At 54.5% G+C, this 24409-nt stretch carries 21 protein-coding genes; 11 read left to right on the top strand and 10 right to left on the bottom strand.

Annotation, left to right across the window (positions count from 1 at the left end):
* The first annotated feature begins 253 nt into the window (after window positions 1-253).
* Window positions 254-1903 (top strand): malate dehydrogenase (quinone), encoded by a 1650-nt coding sequence (gene mqo / locus ACO6VX_RS10550; protein WP_422458113.1) that lies wholly within the window; start codon window positions 254-256, stop codon window positions 1901-1903.
* Window positions 1904-1976: 73 nt separating this feature from the next.
* Here the strand turns inward: mqo and ACO6VX_RS10545 are convergent, their stop codons facing one another.
* Window positions 1977-2288, bottom strand: a complete 312-nt coding sequence (locus tag ACO6VX_RS10545) for a VF530 family DNA-binding protein (RefSeq protein ID WP_010670314.1) — start codon at window positions 2286-2288, stop codon at window positions 1977-1979.
* Window positions 2289-2495: 207 nt separating this feature from the next.
* Here ACO6VX_RS10545 and ACO6VX_RS10540 point away from each other — a divergent pair, with 207 nt between their 5' ends.
* Window positions 2496-3809, top strand: a complete 1314-nt coding sequence (locus ACO6VX_RS10540; RefSeq protein WP_111534113.1) for an MFS transporter — start codon at window positions 2496-2498, stop codon at window positions 3807-3809.
* An 801-nt stretch (window positions 3810-4610) separates the two neighbouring features.
* Here the strand turns inward: ACO6VX_RS10540 and ACO6VX_RS10535 are convergent.
* The gene (locus ACO6VX_RS10535) at window positions 4611-5615 is read right to left on the bottom strand and encodes an NAD(P)H-dependent flavin oxidoreductase (protein ID WP_033760338.1); all 1005 of its coding nucleotides are present in this window, start codon (window positions 5613-5615) and stop codon (window positions 4611-4613) included.
* 169 nt (window positions 5616-5784) lie between these two features.
* On the opposite strand from ACO6VX_RS10535, the gene ACO6VX_RS10530 reads away from it, so the two are divergent.
* Window positions 5785-6660, top strand: a complete 876-nt coding sequence (locus ACO6VX_RS10530; RefSeq protein WP_266093732.1) for a LysR family transcriptional regulator — start codon at window positions 5785-5787, stop codon at window positions 6658-6660.
* A 143-nt stretch (window positions 6661-6803) separates the two neighbouring features.
* On the opposite strand, the gene ACO6VX_RS10525 is transcribed toward ACO6VX_RS10530, so the two are convergent.
* From ACO6VX_RS10525 to ACO6VX_RS10515, 3 genes are all read right to left on the bottom strand, one after another.
* Window positions 6804-8270, bottom strand: coding sequence for a pyridoxal phosphate-dependent decarboxylase family protein (locus ACO6VX_RS10525; RefSeq protein WP_010670318.1), 1467 nt, complete (start codon window positions 8268-8270; stop codon window positions 6804-6806).
* A 14-nt stretch (window positions 8271-8284) separates the two neighbouring features.
* The gene (locus ACO6VX_RS10520) at window positions 8285-9670 is read right to left on the bottom strand and encodes a diaminobutyrate--2-oxoglutarate transaminase (RefSeq protein WP_022624771.1); all 1386 of its coding nucleotides are present in this window, start codon (window positions 9668-9670) and stop codon (window positions 8285-8287) included.
* A 472-nt stretch (window positions 9671-10142) separates the two neighbouring features.
* Entirely contained in the window at window positions 10143-10718 is a 576-nt protein-coding gene (locus tag ACO6VX_RS10515) for a TetR/AcrR family transcriptional regulator (RefSeq protein ID WP_422458112.1), read from the bottom strand.
* A 104-nt stretch (window positions 10719-10822) separates the two neighbouring features.
* Here ACO6VX_RS10515 and ACO6VX_RS10510 point away from each other — a divergent pair, with 104 nt between their 5' ends.
* Window positions 10823-11716, top strand: coding sequence for an ABC transporter six-transmembrane domain-containing protein (locus tag ACO6VX_RS10510; protein WP_422458111.1), 894 nt, complete (start codon window positions 10823-10825; stop codon window positions 11714-11716).
* 142 nt (window positions 11717-11858) lie between these two features.
* Here the strand turns inward: ACO6VX_RS10510 and ACO6VX_RS10505 are convergent, their stop codons facing one another.
* A complete protein-coding gene (locus ACO6VX_RS10505; protein WP_052271581.1) occupies window positions 11859-12608 on the bottom strand; it encodes an NAD-dependent epimerase/dehydratase family protein in 750 nt (249 codons plus the stop codon).
* Between the two features lie 293 nt (window positions 12609-12901).
* Between ACO6VX_RS10505 and ACO6VX_RS10500 the strand changes: the two genes are divergently transcribed.
* Both ACO6VX_RS10500 and cspE read left to right on the top strand, forming a co-directional pair.
* Complete coding sequence (locus tag ACO6VX_RS10500; protein ID WP_033760352.1) at window positions 12902-14098, top strand: MFS transporter; 1197 nt, start codon at window positions 12902-12904, stop codon at window positions 14096-14098.
* Window positions 14099-14522: 424 nt separating this feature from the next.
* Window positions 14523-14735, top strand: coding sequence for a transcription antiterminator/RNA stability regulator CspE (gene cspE, locus ACO6VX_RS10495; RefSeq protein ID WP_003855207.1), 213 nt, complete (start codon window positions 14523-14525; stop codon window positions 14733-14735).
* A 178-nt stretch (window positions 14736-14913) separates the two neighbouring features.
* Here cspE and ACO6VX_RS10490 read toward each other — a convergent pair whose 3' ends face one another.
* Window positions 14914-15930: a lipoate--protein ligase A gene (locus ACO6VX_RS10490; RefSeq protein ID WP_010247208.1), complete on the bottom strand. Its 1017-nt coding sequence runs from the start codon at window positions 15928-15930 to the stop codon at window positions 14914-14916.
* A gap of 231 nt (window positions 15931-16161) precedes the next feature.
* Between ACO6VX_RS10490 and ACO6VX_RS10485 the strand changes: the two genes are divergently transcribed.
* The 5 genes from ACO6VX_RS10485 (at window position 16162) to ACO6VX_RS10465 (ending at window position 21461) form a co-directional block, all read left to right on the top strand.
* Window positions 16162-17073 carry a DMT family transporter gene (locus tag ACO6VX_RS10485; protein ID WP_422458110.1) on the top strand — a complete coding sequence of 304 codons (912 nt, stop codon included), beginning with the start codon at window positions 16162-16164 and terminating at the stop codon, window positions 17071-17073.
* A gap of 144 nt (window positions 17074-17217) precedes the next feature.
* Window positions 17218-18447: an MFS transporter gene (locus ACO6VX_RS10480; protein ID WP_346464158.1), complete on the top strand. Its 1230-nt coding sequence runs from the start codon at window positions 17218-17220 to the stop codon at window positions 18445-18447.
* Between the two features lie 26 nt (window positions 18448-18473).
* A complete protein-coding gene (locus ACO6VX_RS10475) occupies window positions 18474-19535 on the top strand; it encodes a sugar phosphate isomerase/epimerase family protein (protein ID WP_422458109.1) in 1062 nt (353 codons plus the stop codon).
* 55 nt (window positions 19536-19590) lie between these two features.
* On the top strand, window positions 19591-20571 hold the full coding sequence (locus ACO6VX_RS10470; RefSeq protein ID WP_422458108.1) for a LacI family DNA-binding transcriptional regulator: 981 nt from the start codon (window positions 19591-19593) through the stop codon (window positions 20569-20571).
* Between the two features lie 164 nt (window positions 20572-20735).
* The gene (locus tag ACO6VX_RS10465) at window positions 20736-21461 is read left to right on the top strand and encodes a pirin family protein (RefSeq protein ID WP_010670327.1); all 726 of its coding nucleotides are present in this window, start codon (window positions 20736-20738) and stop codon (window positions 21459-21461) included.
* Window positions 21462-21501: 40 nt separating this feature from the next.
* Here ACO6VX_RS10465 and ACO6VX_RS10460 read toward each other — a convergent pair whose 3' ends face one another.
* Genes ACO6VX_RS10460 through ACO6VX_RS10450 form a run of 3 tightly spaced genes read right to left on the bottom strand, consistent with a single transcriptional unit; the run spans window position 21502 to window position 24408 of the window.
* Window positions 21502-22323 carry an alpha/beta fold hydrolase gene (locus ACO6VX_RS10460; RefSeq protein ID WP_010247190.1) on the bottom strand — a complete coding sequence of 274 codons (822 nt, stop codon included), beginning with the start codon at window positions 22321-22323 and terminating at the stop codon, window positions 21502-21504.
* Window positions 22324-22370: 47 nt separating this feature from the next.
* Window positions 22371-23999, bottom strand: a complete 1629-nt coding sequence (locus ACO6VX_RS10455) for an MFS transporter (protein ID WP_033769033.1) — start codon at window positions 23997-23999, stop codon at window positions 22371-22373.
* A complete protein-coding gene (locus ACO6VX_RS10450; RefSeq protein ID WP_033769030.1) occupies window positions 23986-24408 on the bottom strand; it encodes a DoxX family protein in 423 nt (140 codons plus the stop codon). The genes ACO6VX_RS10455 and ACO6VX_RS10450 overlap by 14 nt, the downstream gene beginning before the upstream one ends.
* Window position 24409 lies beyond the last annotated feature (1 nt).

Below are 24409 nucleotides of genomic sequence, written 5' to 3'. Positions count from 1 at the left end.
TCAGTACAGTTTTAGCGGTCTGCGCGCGGGCAATCGCCGGAGAACAATATTTGTGTTAGGGGATTGTATAATTCAAAGGACACCCTTAATGTGTGGTTAAAATATGTGAGCAATTCGGTAAGCCTTTTGTAATTAAATTAAGGCTAAATTGCTATTTTTAATTTTATAACTATTTTCACATTAACTCACAAATAACATTATTTTAAACTTTAAGGACTTTTTTTAACCAGTACCGTCTGAGCTGTAGATTAAAATGATGAATTCAAAGAAAGTAATCCCCACTCTTTCCCTCGCGGCCTTGTTAGTTTCTTCAGCACTGCATGCTGAAACTTCACCAGAAAAAACCGACGTCCTGTTAATTGGTGGCGGCATCATGAGCGCCTCAATGGGCACCATGCTGGAAGAGCTGCAGCCTGGCTGGAAACAGATCATGGTTGAGAAGCTGGATGGTGTGGCACTGGAATCCTCTAACGGCTGGAACAACGCCGGTACCGGTCACTCTGCCAATATGGAGCTGAACTATACGCCAGAGCGTAAAGACGGCTCGATCGACGTGACGAAAGCGCTGGAAATCAACGAAGCCTTCATGGTTTCACGCCAGTTCTGGAGTTCGCAGATCAAAGAGGGCGTGATGCACGATCCGCGCTCTTTCATCAACTCAACGCCACACATGAGCTTCGTCTGGGGCGACAACGTCGACTTCCTGACTAAACGCTATGCGGCGTTACAGAAAACCGCGCTGTTCCAGGGCATGAAGTTCTCTACCGATCACAAGCAGATCGAGCAGTGGGCACCGCTGGTGATGGAAGGTCGTGATCCCCAGCAGAAAGTGGCCGCAACCTGGACGCCAGTTGGCACCGACGTAAACTACGGTGAAATTACCCGTCAGCTAATCGGCAGCCTGAAGAAGAATGACAACTTCCGTCTGGAAACCTCGTCTGAAGTCACCGATTTCAAACGTAACGGTGATAACTCATGGCACGTCACCATTAAAGATGCCAAAAACGGCAACGAGCGTGCAGTTGACGCGAAATATGTCTTTATTGGTGCTGGCGGCGGCGCGCTGAAATTACTGCAGAAAACCGGCATCCCGGAAGCGGAAAACTATGCAGGCTTCCCGGTCGGCGGTTCATTCCTGGTAACCGAAAACAAGGCGATTGCCGATCGTCACCTGGCGAAAGTCTACGGTCAGGCGTCTACCGGTGCACCACCGATGTCCGTTCCGCATCTGGATACCCGTTATCTGGATGGCAAACGCGTCGTGCTGTTTGGACCGTTCGCGACCTTCTCAACCAAGTTCCTGAAAAATGGTTCACTGTTTGACCTGCTGAGCACCACCACTACCCATAACATCGTGCCAATGACCGATGTGGGTATGGATAACTTCGAACTGGTGAAATACCTGGTTGGCCAGGTGATGCTGACAGAAGAAGATCGCTTCGAAGCGCTGAAAGAGTACTATCCGGACGCGAAGAAAGAGGACTGGAAACTGATTCAGGCTGGCCAGCGCGTACAGATCATCAAGAAAGATGCTGACAAAGGTGGCGTGCTGAAACTGGGTACAGAAATTGTGACCGATCAGCAGAAAACCGTGGCGGCACTGCTGGGTGCTTCTCCTGGTGCATCGACCGCTGCGCCTATCGCGTTAAGCGTGATGCAGAAACTGTTCCCGGAAGAGTTTAAGTCAGCGGAATGGCAGGCCAAAATCCACAAGATGATCCCAGGCTACGGTCAGAAACTGAATGACAATGTGCCGATGCTGCAGCAGGTATGGAATGACACCGCTGCAACTCTGCAGCTGACCACGCCGCCGGTTATCAACATGGATGGCAAAGCAGCCGAGGCGCCAGCAGCACAGCCTGAGCAGGCAGCGCCTTCAGCTAAGCACGACATGGCGCTGTAACAGCGACCTGACTTAAAAAAAGCCCGCACAGGTTATCCTGCGCGGGCTTTTTTATTGCTGCGTTTTCTGCCCGTTACTCCGGCTGGTTACCGCGCCAGTTGCCCCAGGGATCTTCTGCGGGTGCTTGATCCGCCTCTTCAGACGCTTCTTCGCGGGAGGCCGGTTCCTCTTTTAACGAGGCGAGATAAAGCGCTTCGACTTCAGCCCGCGCCCAGGGCGTGCGCCGCAAAAACTTCAGGCTTGATTTAACACTCGGATCGCTTTTGAAACAGTTAATGTTGATCCGTTTTCCCAGCTCCGCCCAGCCATACTGCGCGACTAAACTGTTTATCTGCATCTCCAGCGTTACGCCATGCAGAGGATCTTTTGAGGTTTGTGCGTTCATCATCTATCCGCCTGATTCATTCAATGCCGCACATCCTGACAATCGTAAAGCCGTTGTGCAAGGCGTGAAGGTGAAAAAGGGCGTGCCGTGGCGCGTTAAGCGCAGATTTCTGTGTCTGAGTTAACGTGACAGGCAGAAGAGTGCGCAGGCGTGCGGCGATTGTGCTAATCATAAGCGACTGATGATGCTCAAAAAGGATCCCCTGCCATGTCTGTGCCCGTCGATAATCTGCTCAGCTCCGCCAGCCGTAAACGTGCTCTGATAGCCGGTTCGGTAGGTAATTTCATTGAATGGTATGAGTTTGCCGTCTATGGCTTTCTTGCCACCGTGATAGCGCAGAACTTTTTCCGGCTGGAAGGGGAGTCAGCGCTGACCGGGCTGTTGCTGACCTATGCGTCATTTGCCATCGCCTTTTTCTTCCGTCCACTCGGAGCAATCATTTTCGGCCGGATGGGTGATCGCATCGGGCGCAAACCCACGCTGATTTTTGTGTTAATCATGATGACGCTGGCGACGGCGGCTATCGGCCTGGTACCCACCTATGCCCATCTGGGCATCCTGGCGCCGCTGATCGTGACCGGTCTGCGTATTCTGCAGGGCCTGTTCGCGGGGGGTGAGTATGGCGGGGCGGTATCGTTGATGACCGAGTTTGCACCACGCGGTAAGCGGGGCCTTTATGGGGCGTGGCAATCTTTTACTGTGGCGCTGGGATTACTGGCTGGCGCGGGCATCGTAGCGCTGCTCTCACTGCTGCTGTCGCCTGAGCAGATGCTGAGCTGGGGCTGGCGCATCCCGTTCTTCATTGCCCTGCCACTGGGTGTTATCGCGCTCTGGCTGCGGGTTCAGATGGAGGAGACCCCGGCGTTTATTCAGCAGCAGGCAAAACCCGTTACAAAAGTTGACGCCAGCCTTGGCGATACGCTGAAAACGATCCTGCTCGGTATCTGTCGGCTGATGGTCTGGTCGGCGGCCGGTTACACCTGGCTGGTGATTATGCCGACGTACCTGCAGGCATCGCTGCACACCGGCTTTAACCAGGCGTTGCTGATTGCGGTGATATCGAACCTGGGCTTTGCTGCCACCATCATCCCGGCCGGCATGCTGAGTGACAGGATTGGCCGCCGTGCGGTGATGGTGACAGCGGCGGTATTGCTGCTGGTGCTCTCTCTGCCGCTGCTTAACATACTTCAGGCAGAGAGCACCGGGCTGCTGCTGAAAGCGCTGGTGGTGTTTATCGCGGGCGGAGTGGTCGGGTTGCTGGCCGGACCGGGACCTGCGATGCTGGCAGAGATGTTCCCGACGCGGGTGCGTTATACCGGACTGGGTCTGGCCTATTCGCTTTCTAACGCGGTGTTTTCTGGCTGTGCCGGATTGATCATCACCGGGTTGATTAAACAGACCGGTAATCCCGATATCCCCGCCTGGTATGTGATGGCGACTGCGCTGGTCAGTATTGTCGCGCTGATGACCCTGAACAAAGATGATCATCTGCGGCTACTGGATGAGCCACCGTCGCGCTAAGTGTCGGCAAGCAAGCTGAGCGGGAAATTCAGGCTGCATAAGTGTTATGCAGCCTTTTTTACTGACAGGTCTGCCGGGAAGGGCAACAAACAAGCCTGCTTATCAGAAATGCAGCTGTAATATCACTGGCGTAACGTGCCGCTCTGTTCAGGCCGATGTAACAGGGTTTTATCCCGTAAGCGATTCAGCCGGATCAAAGTTTCTGGTCTTCACGCTTCATCAACACCGTCAACAGGTCTGAAGCCAAAGAGGATGCTGGGGAGAAGGATTCAGACAAGGTCATTCACTTTGCGATGATGGCAAACTGAAAACCTGATCACGGCAATTAACTTTATGAGCATGGTTGTCGGCAATAATGATGACAGCAGCCATAATCATACCGAGAAGAATGATAACTATTTTACGCAGGAGCATAAGCGTTAATTCCTGTGAAATTAAACTATTCTTATCTGTAATATGTTATTCACTGTTATCAGTGACTTAACGTAAGTGTTGATTAATTATGGCTGAAGTAACATCTTTATTCATTGATCGCGATGCGGTTTTCCAGACTCTGCTGAAATAAAGCCGTCATGCAAATTCTTAAATAAACGAAATCTAAATGAGGGAATAAAAGCTGTTATTTTATCTTGTGTCTGTTTGACTGAAAAGGGTTGAATCTGTATGGCAGCAGGCTGCGAAGATAAAAAGCTGAATAACGGCCCACAATTGAACACTGCGGGCAGCACGCTGGACCCGGTCCGGACTCATCCGACAACCGGATCCCGAGGGTGGCGGCAGTCATCACTAACTTTAAACAGATTACAGACTGAGAACGGTGTCGTCAGATTTCTGTTTCTCCGGCTGAGTGATGAAATCCTGTGCCAGATCGGCGACGATGGCTGCAACGGTTCGCACCGATTTGATCATCGAGATGCCGGTGCCTGTCGAAACGACGCCTTTGTCAAAATTGCCCAGTCGCATCGCCTGCCATAAAGAGTGGTAGCCATTCATTGCAGTGAACAGGGTTTCACGGTCAGCGCCGTGCGCATCAAGTTCTGCCAGCCTGGGGCTGAGCGGCGTGGGCAATGTACGGTAATAAGCGGGCAGGGTGCGAAAAAGTAGCAGATCTTCTGCGCTCGATGAAACAATCAGCTGCTTGACCTTCTCATCCGCCGGGTTCTCCTGCGCGGTTAAAAACAGGCTGCCTATCCAGACGCCTTCTGCACCTAACGCCATGGCTGCACGCACGCCACGCACATCCCCAATCCCGCCTGCCGCCAGCACCGGAATTTTCACACTGTCAGCGATCATAGGCACGATGCTGAACGTTCCGATAATGCGTGATGGCACGGTGCCGCCTTCATCAAATCCGGTGGCGACAATGATATCGGCGCCAAGCTTTTCAGCCTGCTGAGAATTCGCTACGTCAGGCGTCAGCGCACGATAAAGGATTTTGATGCGATGTTGTTTCAGAAAATCGAATATTTCGGCATCAAGCACTTCATTAACTAAAACGACCTCTACCTTCTCTTCAACAAACATTTCAGCTGTTGGCCGCCAGAAACTCATATCCGGCCCATTGATCAGGGTTGCCCCAAAAGGTTTATCGGTCAGCTGTTTGGTTTTTCTGATTTGCTCACGCATGCGCTCCAGCGCCATGAAACGAGAGTCTGGCAATGTATCCTGCCCGGCGTTGGGGCCAATTATGCCTAATCCGCCTGCGTTTGATACTGCGGCAACAAACGTTGCATTGGTCAGAAAGTACATGGGTGCCTGAATAATGGGATAGCGAATATTCAGAATTTCTGTCACACGGTTTTTCATCGCTTTTTCCTTATCCGGATACGGTGTAGCCAGACTTATTCGTTAAAATAAGAATTTTTTTACAGGCCGTTTTATTTTTATTCTCTTAGCCAAAACAGGGAGTTTAATAGTTGAAAATAAGAAGTAAATGGTCAGAATTGGGTACATGTTTGCCAGATATGGAAAGATAATGGATCTCAACGCGACAAAACTCTTTATTGCAGTCGTTCAGGCAGGCAGCTTTTCAGCGGCAAGCGAGAGAACGGCTATCCCCATCTCTACGCTGGTGCGGAAAGTGAACGAGCTGGAGCAGGCACTGGGTGTGCAGTTACTGGAGCGATCGAAGAAAGGGGTCAGGCCGACCTACAAAGGACAACAGTTCTTTGAGCAATCGCGACCTGGCCTGGAATTGCTGGAAGAGGCCACCAAAACGGTCAGGTCTGCGCACAAACTGGCGGGCAAACTGCGAATATCGGTGCCGCCTGACTTCACCATCTGGTGGGAATTGCTGCATGCGTTTCAGCAACGCTATCCTGATATCAAAGTGTTTTGCCACTCAGGCGAAAGAGTGGTGGATCTGTTTGAAGATGGCATTGATGTGGCACTCAGGCTGGGCGAGTTGCATACCGAGGATGTGATTGCGAAACCGGTTATGAATGTCGAGGCATGGTTTGTTGCCACGCCTGAACTGGCTGAACGCTTTGGTCATCCGCAGACGCTCGCGGCGCTGGCGACGTGTCCGATAGCCAGCTGGGAAGGGCTTAACAGTGGTTCCTTTGAGTGGGTATCCGGAGACGAGAAGGTAAAGTTTGAGCCGTTTTTTTCCTCCAACAATACGCACGGCCTGCGCCATTACGCACTGAGCGGTGCCGGAGTATCGCTGTTGTTTGATTTTTTAGTGAAACCTGATGTGGAGAGCGGGAAGCTGGTGCGGTTGTTGTCCGATTATCCGACTCACTCGATGCCCTTACATCTGGTCTATGTCCGGCACAAACATCCTTCAGCCATCACACTCGCGTATCTGGAGTTTTGTGCCGAATGGGTGAGTCAATACAAGATCGGATAGGGGCTACACAAAAGGGTCAGAGGCAGAGGTGTCCGGCAAACCAGCGCACAGGCACTGTAGCCTCACCGATGAATGAAAGGGATAAACACAGAAAAAGAAAAGGCGCCCTGAGGCGCCTCTGATAGTAACCCTGACGCCACTATTTACACCAGCTGCTGTGCCGTGGTTTCCACCAATGTCAGCAACACTTTGATATCTTCCAGCGTCACTGTCGGATTCAGCAGGGTCATCTTCAGGCAGGTCACGCCATCGAACTCGGTCACACCAACGTTGGCGCGGCCCGATTCCAGCAGGGCATCACCGATACGCTGATTCAGCAGCGCGATATCTGCACTGCTGAAGTGCGCCAGATGCGCCGGACGATAGCGGAACAGCACGCTGGCCAGTTGCGGTTTCATCACCAGCTCCAGCGCAGGCTGCTCATCAACGTACTGTGCAACCTGCTGCGCCAGTGTCACACCGTGATCGATGATTTCGGCATACTGTTTCTGACCCAGCGCTTCCAGGCCCATCCACAGTTTCAGTGCATCGAAACGGCGGGTGGTCTGAAGCGATTTGGATACCAGATTCGGCACACCCTGCGCTTCATCAAACTCAGAGTTCAGATAGGCCGCCTGGTAGCGCATCAGCTCATAGTGGCGTGCTTCCTTCAGCAGGAAAGCACCACAGCTGATGGTCTGGAAGAACTGCTTATGGAAATCCAGGGTAATGGAATCTACCAGCTCAATGCCATCCAGATAGTCACGATACTTTTCAGAGAGCAGCAGCGCGCCGCCCCAGGCCGCATCAACGTGCACCCAGATGTTCTCTTCGGCCGCCAGCGCCGCGATTTCGCGCAGGGGATCGATCGCACCGGCATCGGTAGTACCCGCCGTGGCAACAATCGCCAGAATGTTTTCACCGTTGGCTTTGGAGGCTGCCAGCTTATGGCGCAGGTCATCCATATCCATGCGGGCAAAGCGATCGCATTTCACCTGCGTCACGGATTGATAGCCCAGACCCAGCAGCGCCATGTTCTTCTGAACCGAGAAGTGCGCATTCTCTGAACAGAAGACTTTAATCTTCTTCAGATCGCCGGTTAAACCATCCTGCTGAACAGAATGACCCTGGCGGGCAAACCAGGCGTCACGCGCCAGCATCAGACCCATCAGGTTGCTCTGGGTGCCGCCGCTGGTGAAGACACCCGCGTCGCCGGGCTGATAACCGACCTGGGAACGCAGCCACTCAATCAGCTTCATCTCAATCAGGGTGGCTGAAGGTGCCTGGTCCCACGAATCCATACTCTGGTTGGTAGCGTTAATCAGCACTTCCGCCGCCTGGCTGATAACCAGGCTCGGGCAGTGCAGATGCGCCACACACTGCGGGTGATGAACCGACAGGCTGTCTTTGAGGAAGTACTCAATGGCGCGTTCAATAGCTGCCTGGTTGCCCAGGCCCTGAGGATTGAAGTCCAGCTTAATGCGCTCGCGCAGCTCTGCGACGGTTTTTCCCTGATACATCTCAGGTTGTTCCAGCCACTTCACGACGGCCGCGCTACTCTGGGCAATCGCCTGCTGGTAGGCCTCGGTACTTTGTGCTGAGGCCGCCAGAATCGGGTTTAACCGGGACATTGCATTCACTCCACTCAAACTGGTTTCACGCCAGCTGACAGCAGGGCGTTTTCAAATTTATCCATAAACACGTCCAGTTCTGCATCTGTGATCAGCAGGGAAGGCAGCAGACGTAATACGCTGCCGTGACGTCCGCCACGCTCCAGAATCAGGCCGTTCTCAAAACATTTTTTCTGTACCAGCGCGGAGAGCTCGCCGTCTGCCGGGAAGCTGCCCATGTGATCAGCGGCTTCGTCAGGTTTCACCAGCTCAATGCCGATCATCAGACCCAGACCACGCACGTTGCCGATCACCGGGTAGCGCTGCTGCAGCTCGCCCAGTTTGCCTTTCAGCCATTCGCCCTGTGCAGCGACTTTGTCAGCGATGTTGTTATCTTTCAGCAGTTTCAGCGTAGTCAGGCCGGTCGCCATTGCGAGCTGGTTGCCACGGAAGGTGCCGGTGTGGTGGCCAGGAGACCAGGCGTCGAACTCTTTCTTAATGCCAAGTACCGCCAGTGGCAGACCGCCGCCGACCGCTTTTGACATCACGATGATGTCCGGCTCAATACCGGCGTGCTCAAAGGCGAAGAATTTACCGGTACGGGCAATGCCCGCCTGCACTTCGTCGATGATCAGCAGAATGCCATGCTCTTTGGTCACTTTACGGATGCGCTGCAGCCACTCAGCCGGAGCCGGGTTAACACCGCCTTCGCCCTGAACCGCTTCCAGAATGACGGCTGCCGGTTTGCGAACGCCGCTCTCAACGTCGTTGATCAGGTTTTCGAAGTAGTAGGTCAGCGCTTTCACGCCCGCTTCACCGCCAATGCCCAGCGGGCAGCGGTAGAGGTGCGGATAAGGCATGAACTGCACTTCCGGCATCAAGCCGTCGACCGCTTCTTTCGGTGACAGGTTGCCGGTGACCGACAGCGCGCCGTGGGTCATGCCGTGATACGCACCAGAGAAGCTGATGATGCCGGAACGACCGGTGTGTTTTTTCGCCAGTTTCAGCGCCGCTTCAACGGCATCCGCGCCCGACGGGCCGGTAAACTGAAGGCAGTACTCTTTGCCCTGACCCGGTAATAACGAGAGCAGATACTCAGAGAACGCATCTTTTAACGGCGTGGTTAAATCAAGAGTATGTAACGGCAAGCCGCTGGTAATGACATTTTGAATGCTCTGCAGAACGTCTGGATGGTTATGACCCAATGCCAGCGTTCCGGCACCTGCAAGACAGTCGAGATACTGATTATTCTCGACGTCTGTGATCCAGACACCCTGTGCTTTCGCAATCGCGAACGGCAATTTGCGAGGATAACTTCGAACGTTTGATTCAAATTCAGCCTGACGGGCTAAATAGGTTTCATTGGTTGCGTTTAAGTTCTGTGCATTCAAACTATCAATACGGACTTTATCCGTCATCATATCTCTCCTACAACCGGGACGGGCGTAGCGTCGCAGTTGAATAAATGTATTTAAATGGGGGTATGTGTTTTAAGCGCGGCCAATATAGGTGTTTTTAAGGTCCGACTCAACGTTTAATTTTATCGGCAGATAACAGATTCTTTGTTATAGGAATCAATCATTTGGTGAGTTTGTGAACGTATACATTATTGCCGCTTCGCTAGTCCGTTGTTAATAAATGGCGTAAAAACACCAGCTTACCCGGCGGGGGGCGTGCTAAGTCAATGATAATAATCTGTGTAAATAGCTGTTTCCGGGGCAAAACGCTATCAAAAAGGGGCTTTTTCAGAGGGAAAAAGCATAAGTCAGTTTGACTGAAGAAGCTGCATTTATAGCGGGCTAAAAGCGCAGACCAATTAAAATAATAAACCTTTTATTAACATTTAATTAAAATCTGGCGGTGATAAAGCCTTTATAACGCGTCAGATCCACGTTATGACAGGAGATGATCAATAAACTGCGTTAAGTCAGCCATCCCTTCGCTTGCCTTTTTCTCCGACGGATTGATAGTCAGCAAATCGGCATAGCCGTTAAGCATCGCACTGATTTGCCGGGCGGTGCGCGGTATATCGGCACAACGCAGCGTTCCATCTGTGACGCCGTCACGAATTATCTCCTCCACGAGTGCCTGCCACGCAGCCGTCATCTCTTCTGCCAGCGCGGCATAGGCTTCGTGATGCGCAGCCATCTGCCAAAATGAAGCATAAAGTTGCCAGGTTGCATCCGGTGCGCTCGGCAGATGACTTTCGAACAGCGTCAGCAACCTCTGGCGGGGTGTGATTAGAGTCAGGGAGTCAGCAAAATTTTCTAAATCCACGTGCATAAAGCGTTCAAGCGCTGCCAGGCAGAGCGTCTGCCAGTTGCTGAAATAGTGATAAATATGACTGCGTGAAATGCCCACCGACTCAGTGAGTTCCCGAGTGGTCACTTTTTCGATCCCTTTCTCGATAAATAACACTATCGCGGCATCCAGGATTTTGGTTCTCAGTGCTTCAGCTGACTCTTTCATCTCTCTCTCAATGAGTGTCACGTTGACTTTGAGCAACTGCTCAAATAGACTGCTTTTCGTTCTTGAGCAACCGCTCAAGACTCATGATATCAGAAACAGAAACTATGCATTCCTCAAAAACGATCCTGCCGGTAGCAAAACCCCGCAGCGCTATTCTGACATTAAAAATGCTCGGCCGTCGCCATAGCCGCAAGCTGTTCCTCACGCTGCTGCTGGTGGTGGCGGAAAATGTCATGTATCTCCTCTATCCGCTGCTGGCGGGCTTCGCTATTAATGCGATTCTCTCCGGCAGGACCTGGCATGCGGTGCTCTATGCGGTGATGGTGTTTACCATGTGGGCCATCGGAGCGGCACGACGCAGCGTCGATACCCGCACCTTTGCCCGTATTTACGCCGGGCTGGCCGTGCCGGTGATTGTGGCACAGCGTAGCGAAAACCAGAGCGCGTCAACCATTGCCGCGCGGGTGGCCTTGTCACGCGAGTTTGTCGACTTTTTTGAGAAACATCTGCCGGTGCTGATTACCTCGCTGGCCTCTATGACCGGCGCCGCGGTGATGCTGCTGGCTATCGAGTTCTGGACCGGCGCGAGCTGTCTGGCGATCCTGTTGTTCTTCGCCTGTTTCCTGCCGGGATTTACCCGCAAAAACGATGCGCTGTTTGGTCGTCTGAATAACCGGCTGGAGAAAGAGGTGAGCTTTGTCAGCAACGCTAACGCTGCGTCACTGGACCGTCATTATGGCGTGCTGGCCAGCCTGCGGATCCGCCTCTCCGATCGGGAAGCCTGGGGTTATCTGGCCATCGGTAGCGTGGCGGCACTGCTATTTGCTGTCACCATTGCGGTAATGTCGAACCGTAGCGGGACCAATGCGGGTCACATCTATTCGGTGATGACCTATATGTGGATGTTTGCCATGAGCCTGGATGATGGCCCACAACTGCTGGAAAAATATTCCCAGCTGAAAGACATAGGTCGCCGGGTGAATACCGGCACACACTGATTTGGCCGATTCAGCCGCTGCCTTCTTTTGGGCGTTGTCTCAGTTGAGGGCTGAAGCAGCCGCCGGACGGGCCGGCGGCAACGGAGGTGAAGAATTAACGAGCCGACTCGGGACCGAAAGCGATCACGGCTCAGGGGAGGGGCTAATAATCCAGCTCACCTGGCGCAAATGCTCTGAAAGCGTTATCAGACGGCGTATAGCCCAGCACTTCTCGCGTCTGTGTCAGATCAAAGCGCTTAAAGCGGTTATCGGAAATGCCGTAGCCAATAAAGAAGGTGATCTTCTCTGCCTCGACAGCGCCAGTCAGCAATCTGACGGCATCTTCCGGACTCAGCCATGCGCTGTAATCCCGTGCATTATGCAGGCTGTTATCCAGTGCAGGTTCAAACGCCCCGATTCTTAATGCCACACAGCTCAAGCCGTGCTGGCTGGCATAGAAGGCGCAAAGTGCTTCACCATAACATTTGGTGACGCCATACAGATTCGCGGGAGAGACAGCCATGCCGGGATGTATCTGGACATCCGCCGGGTAGCCCTCAATGGTCTGCGCACTGCTGGCAAAGACCAGACGACGACAGCGGTGCTCAGCTGCTGCCTTGAGTATCCAGGTCGTAGAGAGAATATTGGCGGGCAGCAGATCGTCGAAACTGGCCTGCGCATCCGGGATACCGGCGAGGTGGATGACGGTATCGACAGGCTCTTCAGCCAGTAATTTCTCCGCCGCACCAGGTTGTGACAGATCCGCCACAATAAACCGATGGGGTGCGGGTATCGTGTAATCCGGCTCACGTAAATCGGTCAGGATAAAACGGTAGTTGTTCTGGCTGGCCGCAAAGAAAGTGCGCCCGATGCGCCCGCTGGCACCGGTAAGAAGGATAACTCTGGTCGTCATCTGCTGATCCTGTTATGCAAAAGAAGCGCTGAGAGGTCAGTTAAACAGAGATTCACGACTCAGGCCTGCGTAGCTTCCCGGATTGTGATCTTAAACAGGTCGCTATGCGCCAGAGTTGCACGGATAAAGACCCATGTTACCGCAGCCTTCACTGTGCGCCAGATCACATAAATGGGTTGCTAAGCGCAGCCTGACTTTTTATAGTCTGCCCGCTTCAACCGGACGGGAACACGCTCTGCTTTCTCTCTCCGCCTCACTTCAGTTTTTTCAGTTCTGGCCATTGGGAATCAATTTTGTTAAGAAAAAATCATAAAACCGACGATGCCGGTTTTGTCCGCTGGGCATTACTGGCCCTCGCGCTGGGCGGCTTTGGCATCGGTACCGGTGAGTTCATCATGATGGGCCTGCTGCCAGATGTTTCACGCTCCCTTGCGATTACCGAGCCGCAGGCGGGCAACGCTATCGCCAGTTACGCACTGGGCGTGGTGGTCGGTGCGCCGTTTATTGCGGTGCTGGCGGCGCGAATGGCACGTAAATCGCTGCTGCTGATCCTGATGGCGCTGTTCAGCATCGGTAATGTTGCCAGCGCGATGGCCGACAGCTATCACGGCCTGCTCGTGGCGCGTTTTCTGACCGGGCTGCCTCACGGCGCCTACTTTGGTGTGGCATCGCTGGTAGCCGCCTCGCTGGTGCCGATTGAACGTCGTGGCCGCGCGCTGGCGTCACTGATGCTGGGACTGACGGTGGCGACCCTGATTGGTGTGCCGCTGGGCTCCTGGATAGGTCAATTATTTAGCTGGCACGTGGTGTTCACCTTTGTGGGCGCAATAGGACTGCTGACCTGCCTGCTGATTGGCCGCTATGTTCCTTACACGCCTGGCGATGTGGATGCGCATCCGCTGCGGGAACTGGGCGCGCTGAAAAACGCACAGGTGCTGCTGACCCTGCTGGTGGGGGCGGTAGGATTTGGCGGGATGTTCGCCATCTTCAGTTATATCGCGCCGACGCTGATTAACATTGCTGGCATCTCCCCCTCGCTGATCCCCTGGGCGATGGTGGCGTTTGGGCTGGGAATGATCATCGGTAATCTGGTGGGAGGCCGTCTGGCTGATGGCCCGGTGCTGAATATTATTGGCTGGACGCTGTTATGGAACGTGCTGGTGATGCTGGCCTTCCCGGTGCTGGTTCAGCATGTGGCAACCGGCCTGCTGGCCACGTTCCTGATCGGCACCTGCTCAGTGCTGCTGCCGTCGTTGCAGATTCGCCTGATGGATGTCGCCAATGAGTCGCAAACCCTGGCGGCTGCCATGAACCACTCGGCGCTGAACATTGCCAATGCGATGGGCGCGTATCTTGGGGGCCTGACGGTGTCGCTGGGCTATGGCTGGATCTCCACCGCGTGGGTGGGTGTTGCGCTGGGCGTGGCCGGTCTGATGGTCTTTGTGCTCACGGCGCGTCATGCTGCCCGTCAGCAGACTCAACTGGCCTGATATGAGTAAAGCAGGGCGCAGCGATACTGTTTATCGCTGCGCTTTATTAGTACAGGGCCGCCGTATTATTTTTCAGCAATGATTAACCGCATTATTATTTACTCTCTGACCGTTCAGCGAAAATTATCATTCTGTCAGCCCTGATATTTCAAAATGCTCGGAAAATCAACAAGGGCGCTCCGGACGTCTGGATGTTAAAAGTAAATTAAAATAATGTTTGCTAATGTCGGTGAGGCGTGGCTTAATAGCGTCATCGGTTTGGAACACAGACCTTATCAAAGCAGTTTTAGTAAAGCAGTCCTCAGTGCAAGCGATATCACAAGATACCCTTATTCATGAGTCTCCTCCTAAAAGCCTGGTAAGTTACCTTCTGAAAGACAGGCCATCTTCGCCACTTTGTGGCTCATAAATTAAGGAATTATCGATGTCTAATAAAATGACTGGTTTAGTAAAATGGTTTGACGCTGGTAAAGGTTTCGGTTTTATCTCTCCTCAGGATGGCAGCAAAGATGTATTCGTACATTTCTCTGCAATTCAGAGCAACGATTATAAAACTCTGGACGAAGGTCAGCAGGTCGAATTCACTATTGAAAACGGCGCTAAAGGTCCTTCAGCGGCAAACGTTGTCCCTATGTAAGCCTTAATTATCAATAGTGCTTATCAACGCGTGATGCAATAGCCTCAGCAGATAAGCCTGATATTGATAATTAATTAAAACCCGCCTTGTGCGGGTTTTTTGCGTTTATGATTTGCCTGATGCTTACGCGATGTTTTTTGCCCGCGCCAGATATCGGCGCAGGCCAGTAAAAAAATGTTCAGCGCACGCTGGCGACCAGCCACTGCTGCAATTCTGTCAGCTCCGCGCGTTGCTCCGGAAAATCCGCAATAAGCTGATTCAGCACCGGTTCAAGGGCATCGGGCCGATAGGTCACACCCTGCAACCGCTGCGCCAGCGCTTCCAGCGGCGCAGGGTTGAGGCTGTCGCTGAAAATCTGACAGCGGCTGATCACGCCGCGTTCTACATCGAAATGAATCTCCACACCACCCCAGACAAAACGCTGGTCCAGCAGATGCGAGAAATCGGGTGCCTGACCGAAATTCCACTCCCAGCTACTCTGCTTTGCGAACTGCTCTCTGAAACCCGGCAGATCGGGCAGGGCGTCGGGAGAGATCCTCTCTGGCTCACAGCGCTCACCGTAATAGTTGAAAAATGCGTCCGTCACCGCGGAGCAGATCGCCTGATAGCTGATACCCGGCGTTAATTCCGCCAGATTGGTCACTCTGGCGCGCACTGAGGTAATCCCCTTCGCCTGCAATTTCTTCACATCCGGATTAAGGTAATCCGCCAGGCGAGAGAGGTCGGCATCCATCAGAATAGTGCCGTGATGGAAACCGCGATCCGGCGTTTCACGGTAGGCTGAACCGGATATTTTGCGCAGTCCGTCAGCGGTGTTCACCACTAAGTCGTTACGGCCAGAGGCCTCCGCGGGTACGCCAAGCGAAGTCAGTGCGCGCAGGATGATCTCAGTCGAGACGCTTTTATCATACTCTGGCTTGCCGGCCATAAAGGTAAAACAGCAATTGCCGAGATCGTGAAATACCGCGCCACCGCCGCTGCTGCGACGCGCCAGCCGGATGCCATCTTCGGCCATGCGTCGGGTGTTGCACTCTTTCCACGGATTCTGTGCCCGCCCTATCACCACCGTCTCCGCATTACGCCACAAAAACAGCACCCGCTGGGTGGCCGGCATCTGGCGGAAAATGCACTCTTCTACCGCCAGGTTAAACCAGGGATCGTTGGATTCAGATAACAGTAAACGCAGCGTGGACATCGGTGACTCCCGTTCCTTAAGAGAAGAGGCCCATAAAGCAGGGCAGAAGGCAGAGTGTACCAGCCGGGAAACGGGACTACATGCCTCTTCATGCCGTGATGCTGCGGCAAAAAAAGATAAAATGCCGTCTGCAGAGTAATCGCGGCAGATTGATGTACGACATTATGACAATATGGATAAGGAGTGTGCTGATTCCCCTGCTTATTTTCCCTTTGAGAGAACAAAAACCGTATGAACGCTTCCGCTGGCATAGCGATGAAGATCACCGCTACATTAAGTAGCACGCTGATGCTGGCCTGTGTAAAAGAACTCGATGGGGCGATACCGGTCGGCGAAGTAATATTTTTTCGCTCGCTGCTGGCACTGGTGCCGCTGTTAATCTGGCTGCGCTTGCAGGGCAGCGTGCTGGACGGCATTCGCACCCGCAATATTCGGGGGCATTTTGTGCGCGGGCTGGCCGGAACCGGTGGACTCTATTTCAGTTATCTGTCGCTGCTCTACATTTCTCTGACCGACGCCACGGCTATCAACTATGCCGCGCCGCTGTTTACCGTGCTGCTGGCGGCGCTATTTCTGCGCGAAAAAGTGCGTCACCATCGCTGGGTCGCGGTCTTTACCGGTTTCAGTGGCATTCTGGTGATGTTCTCCGGGCATCTCACACTGACGCGCCAGGCAACATTTTCCCTTTCTGCATCGGCGGGTATTCTGCTGGCGTTGATGGCGGCCTTCTGTACGGCCTGTGCGCTGGTGCAGATCCGCTTTCTTAACGGCAAAGAGAAGCCGGGCGCCATCGCTTTCTGGTTCGCTATCACCACGGCCTTAACGTCGCTGGTCACGCTGCCAGGCGGCTGGAAAGTGCCGCATGGCAATCAGCTGGCGTTACTGGTGGGATGTGGGCTGCTGGGCGGTATTACTCAGATTCTGATGACTCTGAGCCTGCGCTATGCTGAAGCGTCCTTGCTGGCCCCGTTCGACTACACCACCTTAATCTGGTCAGTGGCGGTGGGTTATCTGCTGCTCGGCAATCTGCCAACCTCCACCACGGTGATGGGTGCGATTCTGGTGGTGGCAGGCGGCCTTTACTCGGTGCTGTATGAGCGTTACCGCTTCCGTAAAGCGCGGGTAGTTAATGCCAGTCGCTGATCGGCCCGCCCGGCATCGCCTTGTTATTTACAGAGTGATAACGCAGAGTTAATAATTTGTGATCGCGGCGAAGGAACAGTCGGCTGCATTCGTTTACGTTGTGAGCAATCAGAATGTAATCGATTACTTATTCGTGAGGTTCCCATGATTGCAACAGTGCAGGAGAGAGCAGGCCAGCAGGTGCAGCATAAGCTGCTGGTGCCGCGCCTCTCTCTGATGATGTTTATGCAGTTCTTTATCTGGGGCAGTTGGTCGGTGACGCTGGGGCTGGTAATGACTCGTCACAACATGCCGTTGCTGATTGGGGATGCGTTTTCGGCCGGGCCCATCGCCTCGATTCTCTCGCCGTTTGTGCTCGGCATGCTGGTGGATCGCTTTTTTCCCTCACAGAAAGTGATGGCGGTGATGAACCTGGCGGGCGCAGCGATTCTCTGGTTCGTGCCCCAGGCGCTAATCGCGGAGAACGGGGCGCAGCTGATCGCACTGTTATTTGGCTATACGCTCTGCTTTATGCCGACGCTGGCGCTTTCAAATAACATCGCCTTTCACAGCCTCGCCAGCAGCGAGAAAAGCTTTCCCATCGTCAGAGTCTTCGGCACCATCGGCTGGATCGTGGCGGGGATCTTTATCGGCGTAACGGGCATTGCTGACAGCGTGGCAGTGTTCCAGCTGGCGGCGCTCTGTTCGGTACTGCTGGCGATCTACAGCCTGACGCTGCCACATACGCCGGCACCAGCCAAAGGATTGCCGTTAAAAGTCCGCGATCTCTTCTGCGCCGATGCCTTCGCACTGCTGCGATTGCGTCATTTCCTGGTCTTTGCTGTATGTGCCACCCTGATCTCTATTCCGCTCGGCACCTACTACGCCTTTACCGCCTCCTGGCTGGCGGATGCCGGCATTCGGGAAGTCAGCACCCTGATGTCACTGGGTCAGATGTCTGAAATTGTTTTCATGCTGATCATTCCACTGCTGTTCCGCCGTCTTGGCGTGAAAGTCATGCTGCTGATTGGCATGACAGCGTGGTTTGTCCGCTATGCACTGTTTGCGCTGGGCATGAGTGATGAGACGCGCACGCTGATTTACATTGGCATTCTGCTGCATGGCGTCTGCTATGACTTCTTCTTTGTGGTGGGATTCATCTACACCGATCGGATCGCCGGTGAAAAGGTTAAGGGGCAGGCGCAGAGCATGGTGGTGATGTTCACCTACGGCATCGGCATGCTGCTGGGATCGCAAATCTCAGGTGCGCTCTACAATCAGCTGGTGGCGGGTAACGCCAGCCCAGAGAACTGGGCAATATTCTGGTGGATCCCTGCCGTGGCAGCTGCGGTGATTGCGATTATTTTCTTCTTCTCATTCAAATACCGTGATTAAGCGGTAACTGAAATCAGGAGTCACAGATGAAAACAGTTAAGGGACCCGGCATCTTCCTGTCTCAGTTCATTACCACCCAGCCGCCTTTCAACTCGCTGACGGGGCTTGCGGAGTGGGCCGCCGGGCTGGGATACCGGGCACTGCAGATCCCCTGCCACCAGCCCGCTATTTTCAACCTTGAGCAGGCAGCGGTCAGCCAGACTTACTGCGACGAGGTGAGGGGAACACTGGCCGGTTTCGGGCTGGAGATCAGTGAGCTTTCAACGCATCTGGAAGGGCAACTGGTTGCCGTGAACCCCGCATACGATCTCGCTTTTGATAATTTTGCGCCTGCTGCGCTGCGAGGCGATCCTGCCCGGCGCACCGAATGGGCCATCGCTACACTGAAGCGTGCGGCTGCCGCGTCTGAAAAACTCGGCCTGCGCGCACATGCCACCTTTTCCGGCTCGCTCGCCTGGCCCTGGTTCTATCCCTGGCCGCCACACCACGAAGCCCTGTTTGATGAGGCGTTTGCTGAGCTGGCGCGCCGCTGGCTGCCGGTGCTGGATAGTTTTGACCATCACGGTGTGGACCTCTGCTATGAGATACATCCCGGCGAAGACCTGCATGACGGTGTCACGTTTGAGCGCTTTTTGTCAGAGGTGAATCACCACCCGCGCTGCAATATCCTGTTCGATCCCAGCCATCTTCTTCTGCAACACATCGACTATCTGCAGTTCATCGACCTCTATCATCCGCGTATCAAAGCCTTTCACGTTAAGGATGCGGAGTACCAGTTAAATGGACGCAGCGGAGTATATGGCGGTTATCAGCCGTGGCTGGCGCGCGCCGGACGCTTCCGCTCGCCGGGCGATGGCCAGATCGACTTCAGCCGCATTTTCAGCAAACTTGCCCAGTACGACTATGACGGCTGGGCGGTGCTGGAGTGGGAGTGCTGTCTGAAGGATGGCGAGACCGGGGCGCGTGAAGGGGCAGAATTCATCCGCCGGCATATCATCCCGGTGGCTGACCGCGCTTTTGATGATTTTGCTTTATCAGAGAACGCCCCTGCGGTGCGCCATCAGCTGGGTCTGGATCGCGACGTCTGAGGCGGCATGGATTCAAAGGTTTTCTGTGGGTGAGTTTTAAAAAAGAGGGATCGCTATGTCTATTCAGAAAATCGCCCGGATGGCGGGTGTTTCGGTTGCCACCGTTTCCCGTGTGTTGAATAACAGCGACAGCGTAAAACCGGCTAACCGGCAGAAAGTCCTTGAGGCAATCGAAGAGAGCAACTATCAGCCTAACCTGCTGGCGCGCCAGCTGCGTACGGCGCGCAGCTCGATGATTCTGGTACTGGTTTCCGATATCTCTAACCCATTCTGCGCAGAGGTGGTCAAAGGCATTGAGGAGCAGGCGGAGAGAAATGGCTATCGCATCCTGTTGTGTAACTCGGGCGCCGATATTGCCCGTTCGCGATCCAGCCTGCAACTGCTCTCCGGCAAGATGGTGGATGGCATTATCACCATGGATGCTTTCAGCAAGCTGCCGGAGCTGAGCCAGCTGATAGGCACGGCACCCTGGGTTCAGTGCGCCGAACATGATGATAATGGCCAGATCTCCTGCGTCGGGATTGATGATGACGTCGCTGCGCAGTCAGTGGTGCACTATCTGGCCGGACAGGGACGTCAGCGCATTGCGCTGATTAATCACGACCTCCGTTACCGATATGCCCGCCTGCGTCAGCAGGGCTACGCACATCAACTCAAAGAGCAACAACTCGCATGGCAGGCCATCGCTTACGCCTGTGAGTTAAGCTTCAGCGCCGGTAAAGCCGCGATGAATCAGCTGCTGGCGGGCGAGACACGACCGGACGCCGTGTTTGCGGTTTCCGATACGCTGGCAGCGGGTGCCATGGCGGCGATACAGCAGGCGGGTCTGCGGATACCTCAGGACATTGCCGTGGTGGGTTTTGACGGCAGTGAACTGGCCGACATGGTATCGCCGCCGCTGACGACTCTGGCTCAGCCCTCCAGGGAGATTGGCCGTCGTGCCTGTGAGCTGGTGCTGCAAAAAATCATCCGGCCAGACTCTCCGCCACAATGTGTGATCATGCAGGGAGAGCTGGTGATGCGAGCCAGTAGCTGAAGGATTAATCCGCAAAACCTGGCCCCGCTATAACCTCGTCTTTATTGTCTACTAAAACGCGACAGTCATTGCCAGTTCACGCCATTGTGTGACTACCTGGTTTACTTATATGCTGTTTCCATCGAAGGGCATTCGCACTTCCCGAATCAACGAAGGGGCAGAATATGATTGAGCAAAGATTGTCAGAGCAACGCGGCGTGGGCGATCACGGCTGGCTGAATTCACGTCACACCTTCTCTTTTGCAAATTACTGGGATCCAAAGCAGGCGGGCTTCTCAGATCTGCTGGTGATCAACGATGATCGGGTAGCCAAAGGTCGCGGTTTTGGCGCCCATCCTCACAGCAACATGGAGATTATCTCCTATGTCCTGGAGGGCGCGCTGGAGCATAAAGATTCTATGGGCACCGGCTCTGTGATTGTTCCCGGGGATGTGCAGTTGATGAGTGCCGGTAGCGGTGTGACTCACAGTGAGTTCAACCACTCGGGCACCGAGGGTGTTCACTTTCTGCAAATCTGGGTGGTGCCGGCAGAGAAAAATAGTCCGCCAGGCTACCAGCAGGTCTCCGTCAGCGAAGCGGATAAACGCGGTAATCTGCGACTGATTATTTCGCCGGAAGGTGAAAACGGGGCATTGCGGGTGCGCCAGGATATTCGCATCTATGCGGGACTGTTCCAGGGGGATGAGCAGCAGACAATCACTCTGCCGGACGACCGCTATGCGTATATTCATGTGGCGCGCGGCAGTGTCAGGGTAAATGGCCTGCAATTTAGTGCCGGAGACGGTGCGCGGGTTCGCAATGAGAAAACGCTGTCGTTCAGTCACGGTGAAGGAGCGGAGGTGTTGTTATTCGATCTGCGTCCCAACGAAGTGAATCATCCAACCCGTTAAAATGAAAACTGCGCGGCTGTCACCGCGCAGTTTTTTTGCATCACTGCGCGTTAAGAAACGCCAGCAGATCCTGATTCAGTTGATCCTGATGCGTCACCGCAAAACCGTGCGGCGCATTGTCATAAACCTTGAGTTCAGCACCTTCAATCATCTCCGCTGCCACTTTGCCGGTGGATTCAAACGGAACGATCTGGTCGTTGCTGCCATGAATCACCAGCGTCGGCACATTCACTTTCGCTACATCAGCACGGAAATCGGTCTCAGCAAAAGCGGTGACGCAATCAACAGTGCTCTTCAGCGAAGCGAGCAGCGCGATGTTCAGCGTCTGCGTCATGACGCCATCAGAAACGGTCTGTCCGGCATTGGTACCATAAAACGGCGTAGCGAATTCTTTGATAAACTGCGCGCGATCCTTAAGCAGGCCATCACGAATCCCTTCAAACACCGACATATCGACACCCTGCGGGTAGTCTGCCGTTTTGCCAAAGATTGGCGTGACGGCACCCAGCAGCACCAGTGCCGCGACGCGATCGCTGCCATAGCTGCCGATATAGCGTGTGACGTCGCCGCCACCCATTGAGAAACCCACCAGCGTCACATTCTGCAGGTCGAGATGGGTGATTAAATCGTTGATGTCAGAAGCAAAGGTATCGTAGTTATTACCGGTCCAGGGCTGATCAGAACGACCAAATCCACGACGGTCAAAGGCGATAACCCGATAACCGTGCTCCGCCAGGAAGTTCATCTGGCTGTCCCACATATCGGCATCCAGCGGCCAGCCGTGGCTGAACAGAACCGGCTTACCGGTGCCCCAGTCTTTAAAGTAGATCTGTGTGCCGTCGGTCGTTTTAAAGGTGCTCATGGTATTGCCCTCTGTATGACGTGATGGATGAAAAGATGGTGTGCCAGTCACGCTGGCGCCACCAGATAGCGAACCTCGGGTGAATGTTCACCCTGATGAAAAGCGAAAACCCGTCGCTCTATCTTTTTGTCGTTGATGGTGTAGCGCTCTTTCTGACGCAGATGCTCAACCCAGGAGCCGACGACAAAGGTCTCAACGAAAATGCCGGGCTGCAGAATATCTTCATACAGTGACCAGTTGATGGCGCCACCGCGACGCCTGACCCGCCGCATATCCTGCATGCAGACGGTAAAGGCATGTGCATCATCAATAGTAATCCGGTATTCGTAATTCACCATCACCGGGCCGCGTTCATGACGAATATCCAGTGCGGGCGCGTTAACGCCATCACCAATCATATCGAGATTGAGGTCGGGATCCTGGTCGAGACGCCAGCGCCAGACGGTGCTGCTGGCCAGCACCATGCCCAGTGCGGCGATGCAGAGCGACAGCGGAATGCTGAAGTGCGAGGCGAGCTGTCCCCAGAGTGCGCTGCCAGCGGTCATGGAGCCGAAGAACACCGTCAGATAGACCGCCAGCGCGCGGGCTTTTACCCATTTCGCGGCGCTGCGCTGTGCGCCGAGATTCAGCGTCGAGAGCACGGCAATCCAGGCAAATCCGGTAAAAAATTCAAACGCATTCAGTAGCCAGAAGTGGCGTACAAAAGCCAGCGCCAGCATGGTCAGGGCGAAAACAAGACTGGCGAGTACCATCAGGCGATCGGAGCTCAGGCGACGACGCAGACGTGGCAACAGCACCGCGCCGGTAATCGCGCCAACACCGATACAGGCCAGCATGATGCCGTAGCCGCCAGGGCCAAGGCCGAGTTCACGACGCGCCACCAGCGGCAGCAATGCCCAGCCCGCACTGCCAAACAGGAAGAAGGCAAAGGTTCGCACCAGCACGTTACGCAACACCGGTGCCGCGTGAACGTAGCGCAGTCCGGCACGCACCGCCGGAAAGAAGTGTTCGGGCGGGAGGCGCTGCACGCTCGGCTCCGCCTTCCAGCGCCAGAGCACCCAGGTGACGCCCAGCACTGAGAGCGCATTGAGCAGGAAGACCATCCAGGGACCAGTGAACGAGAGGATCAGGCCACCCAGCGCCGGGCCGATGGCTCGACTGATATTAATACCGAGTGAGTTAAGGGCAATGGCCGCGCCCAGCTCCGGTTTCGACACCAGATCCGGCACTACCGCCTGAAAGGGCGGTGAACTCATGGCGGCACCGGCGCTCAGCAAGAAGGCTGCCACCAGCAGCACCTCGGGAGTAACATGGCCGGTCCAGGCGAGCACCGTCAGTCCACAGGCGGCGATAAAGGTCCATAGCTGGGAAAACAGCAGATATTTGCGGCGGTCAACGATATCCGCCATCACGCCTGATGGCAGCGCGAACAGGAACATCGGCAGGCTGCTGGCCGCCTGCACCAGCGCCACGGCCAGCGGATCGGCACTCAGCGTCAGCATGCTCCAGTTCACACCCACATCGTTCATCCATGAACCGATATTGGAGACGACGGTGGCGATCCACAGCATGCGGAACACCGGCCTGCGTAGCGGCTGTAACGGCGAAATCTCGCCAGCGGCCTGAACCTCAGGCTGCTCCTGCTCCAGCTGGTGGATATCATTAACCTGCGCCATGACGAACCCCCTGATGTTTCACCGCGCCGATTCGCCAGCCGCCAGGCCCGGTCAGCGCCAGCGTGGTAAAGATAATCAGCAGCAGCCAGCCGAACTGGCCTTCCGCCAGTGACCAGCCAGGGTGTACCACCAGCATCGCGACCAGCAGCACCGCGATGATCGGCAGGCAGGCAATCCGGGTACCCCAGCCGAGAATAATAAAGATCGGGCAGATGACTTCTGCCACTATCGCTGGCAGCAGGCTCATCATCGGTCCCAGACCAAACGGGTCTTCTATACGCGTCAGTTCTTCGCTGAAATGCAGAATTTTCGGCAGTCCATGCACCTGTAACAGCAGCAGGCTGCCGGTCAGGCGCAGGAAGAACAGCCCCGCGTTGATGCGGGGCGATTGAGTGATAGCGTTATTCATG

Origin of the sequence: Pantoea sp. BJFS-204 (assembly GCF_049310725.1) — a bacterium.
GTDB lineage: Bacteria > Pseudomonadota > Gammaproteobacteria > Enterobacterales > Enterobacteriaceae > Pantoea > Pantoea agglomerans.
The sequence above is the reverse complement of the archived record's forward strand: the minus strand, read 5'-3'. Positions and strand labels throughout refer to the sequence as shown.

Coding starts and splice junctions, on each gene's coding strand:
- ACO6VX_RS10520 (WP_022624771.1), bottom strand. CDS start 9,670: ATGATGACGGATAAAGTCCGTATTGATAGTTTGAATGCACAGAACTTA.
- ACO6VX_RS10515 (WP_422458112.1), bottom strand. CDS start 10,718: ATGAAAGAGTCAGCTGAAGCACTGAGAACCAAAATCCTGGATGCCGCG.
- ACO6VX_RS10545 (WP_010670314.1), bottom strand. CDS start 2,288: ATGAACGCACAAACCTCAAAAGATCCTCTGCATGGCGTAACGCTGGAG.
- ACO6VX_RS10535 (WP_033760338.1), bottom strand. CDS start 5,615: ATGAAAAACCGTGTGACAGAAATTCTGAATATTCGCTATCCCATTATT.
- ACO6VX_RS10475 (WP_422458109.1), top strand. CDS start 18,474: ATGAAAACAGTTAAGGGACCCGGCATCTTCCTGTCTCAGTTCATTACC.
- ACO6VX_RS10485 (WP_422458110.1), top strand. CDS start 16,162: ATGAACGCTTCCGCTGGCATAGCGATGAAGATCACCGCTACATTAAGT.
- ACO6VX_RS10525 (WP_010670318.1), bottom strand. CDS start 8,270: ATGTCCCGGTTAAACCCGATTCTGGCGGCCTCAGCACAAAGTACCGAG.
- ACO6VX_RS10505 (WP_052271581.1), bottom strand. CDS start 12,608: ATGACGACCAGAGTTATCCTTCTTACCGGTGCCAGCGGGCGCATCGGG.
- cspE (WP_003855207.1), top strand. CDS start 14,523: ATGTCTAATAAAATGACTGGTTTAGTAAAATGGTTTGACGCTGGTAAA.
- ACO6VX_RS10465 (WP_010670327.1), top strand. CDS start 20,736: ATGATTGAGCAAAGATTGTCAGAGCAACGCGGCGTGGGCGATCACGGC.
- mqo (WP_422458113.1), top strand. CDS start 254: ATGATGAATTCAAAGAAAGTAATCCCCACTCTTTCCCTCGCGGCCTTG.
- ACO6VX_RS10460 (WP_010247190.1), bottom strand. CDS start 22,323: ATGAGCACCTTTAAAACGACCGACGGCACACAGATCTACTTTAAAGAC.
- ACO6VX_RS10455 (WP_033769033.1), bottom strand. CDS start 23,999: ATGGCGCAGGTTAATGATATCCACCAGCTGGAGCAGGAGCAGCCTGAG.
- ACO6VX_RS10450 (WP_033769030.1), bottom strand. CDS start 24,408: ATGAATAACGCTATCACTCAATCGCCCCGCATCAACGCGGGGCTGTTC.
- ACO6VX_RS10510 (WP_422458111.1), top strand. CDS start 10,823: ATGCATTCCTCAAAAACGATCCTGCCGGTAGCAAAACCCCGCAGCGCT.
- ACO6VX_RS10530 (WP_266093732.1), top strand. CDS start 5,785: ATGGATCTCAACGCGACAAAACTCTTTATTGCAGTCGTTCAGGCAGGC.
- ACO6VX_RS10490 (WP_010247208.1), bottom strand. CDS start 15,930: ATGTCCACGCTGCGTTTACTGTTATCTGAATCCAACGATCCCTGGTTT.
- ACO6VX_RS10470 (WP_422458108.1), top strand. CDS start 19,591: ATGTCTATTCAGAAAATCGCCCGGATGGCGGGTGTTTCGGTTGCCACC.
- ACO6VX_RS10480 (WP_346464158.1), top strand. CDS start 17,218: ATGATTGCAACAGTGCAGGAGAGAGCAGGCCAGCAGGTGCAGCATAAG.
- ACO6VX_RS10540 (WP_111534113.1), top strand. CDS start 2,496: ATGTCTGTGCCCGTCGATAATCTGCTCAGCTCCGCCAGCCGTAAACGT.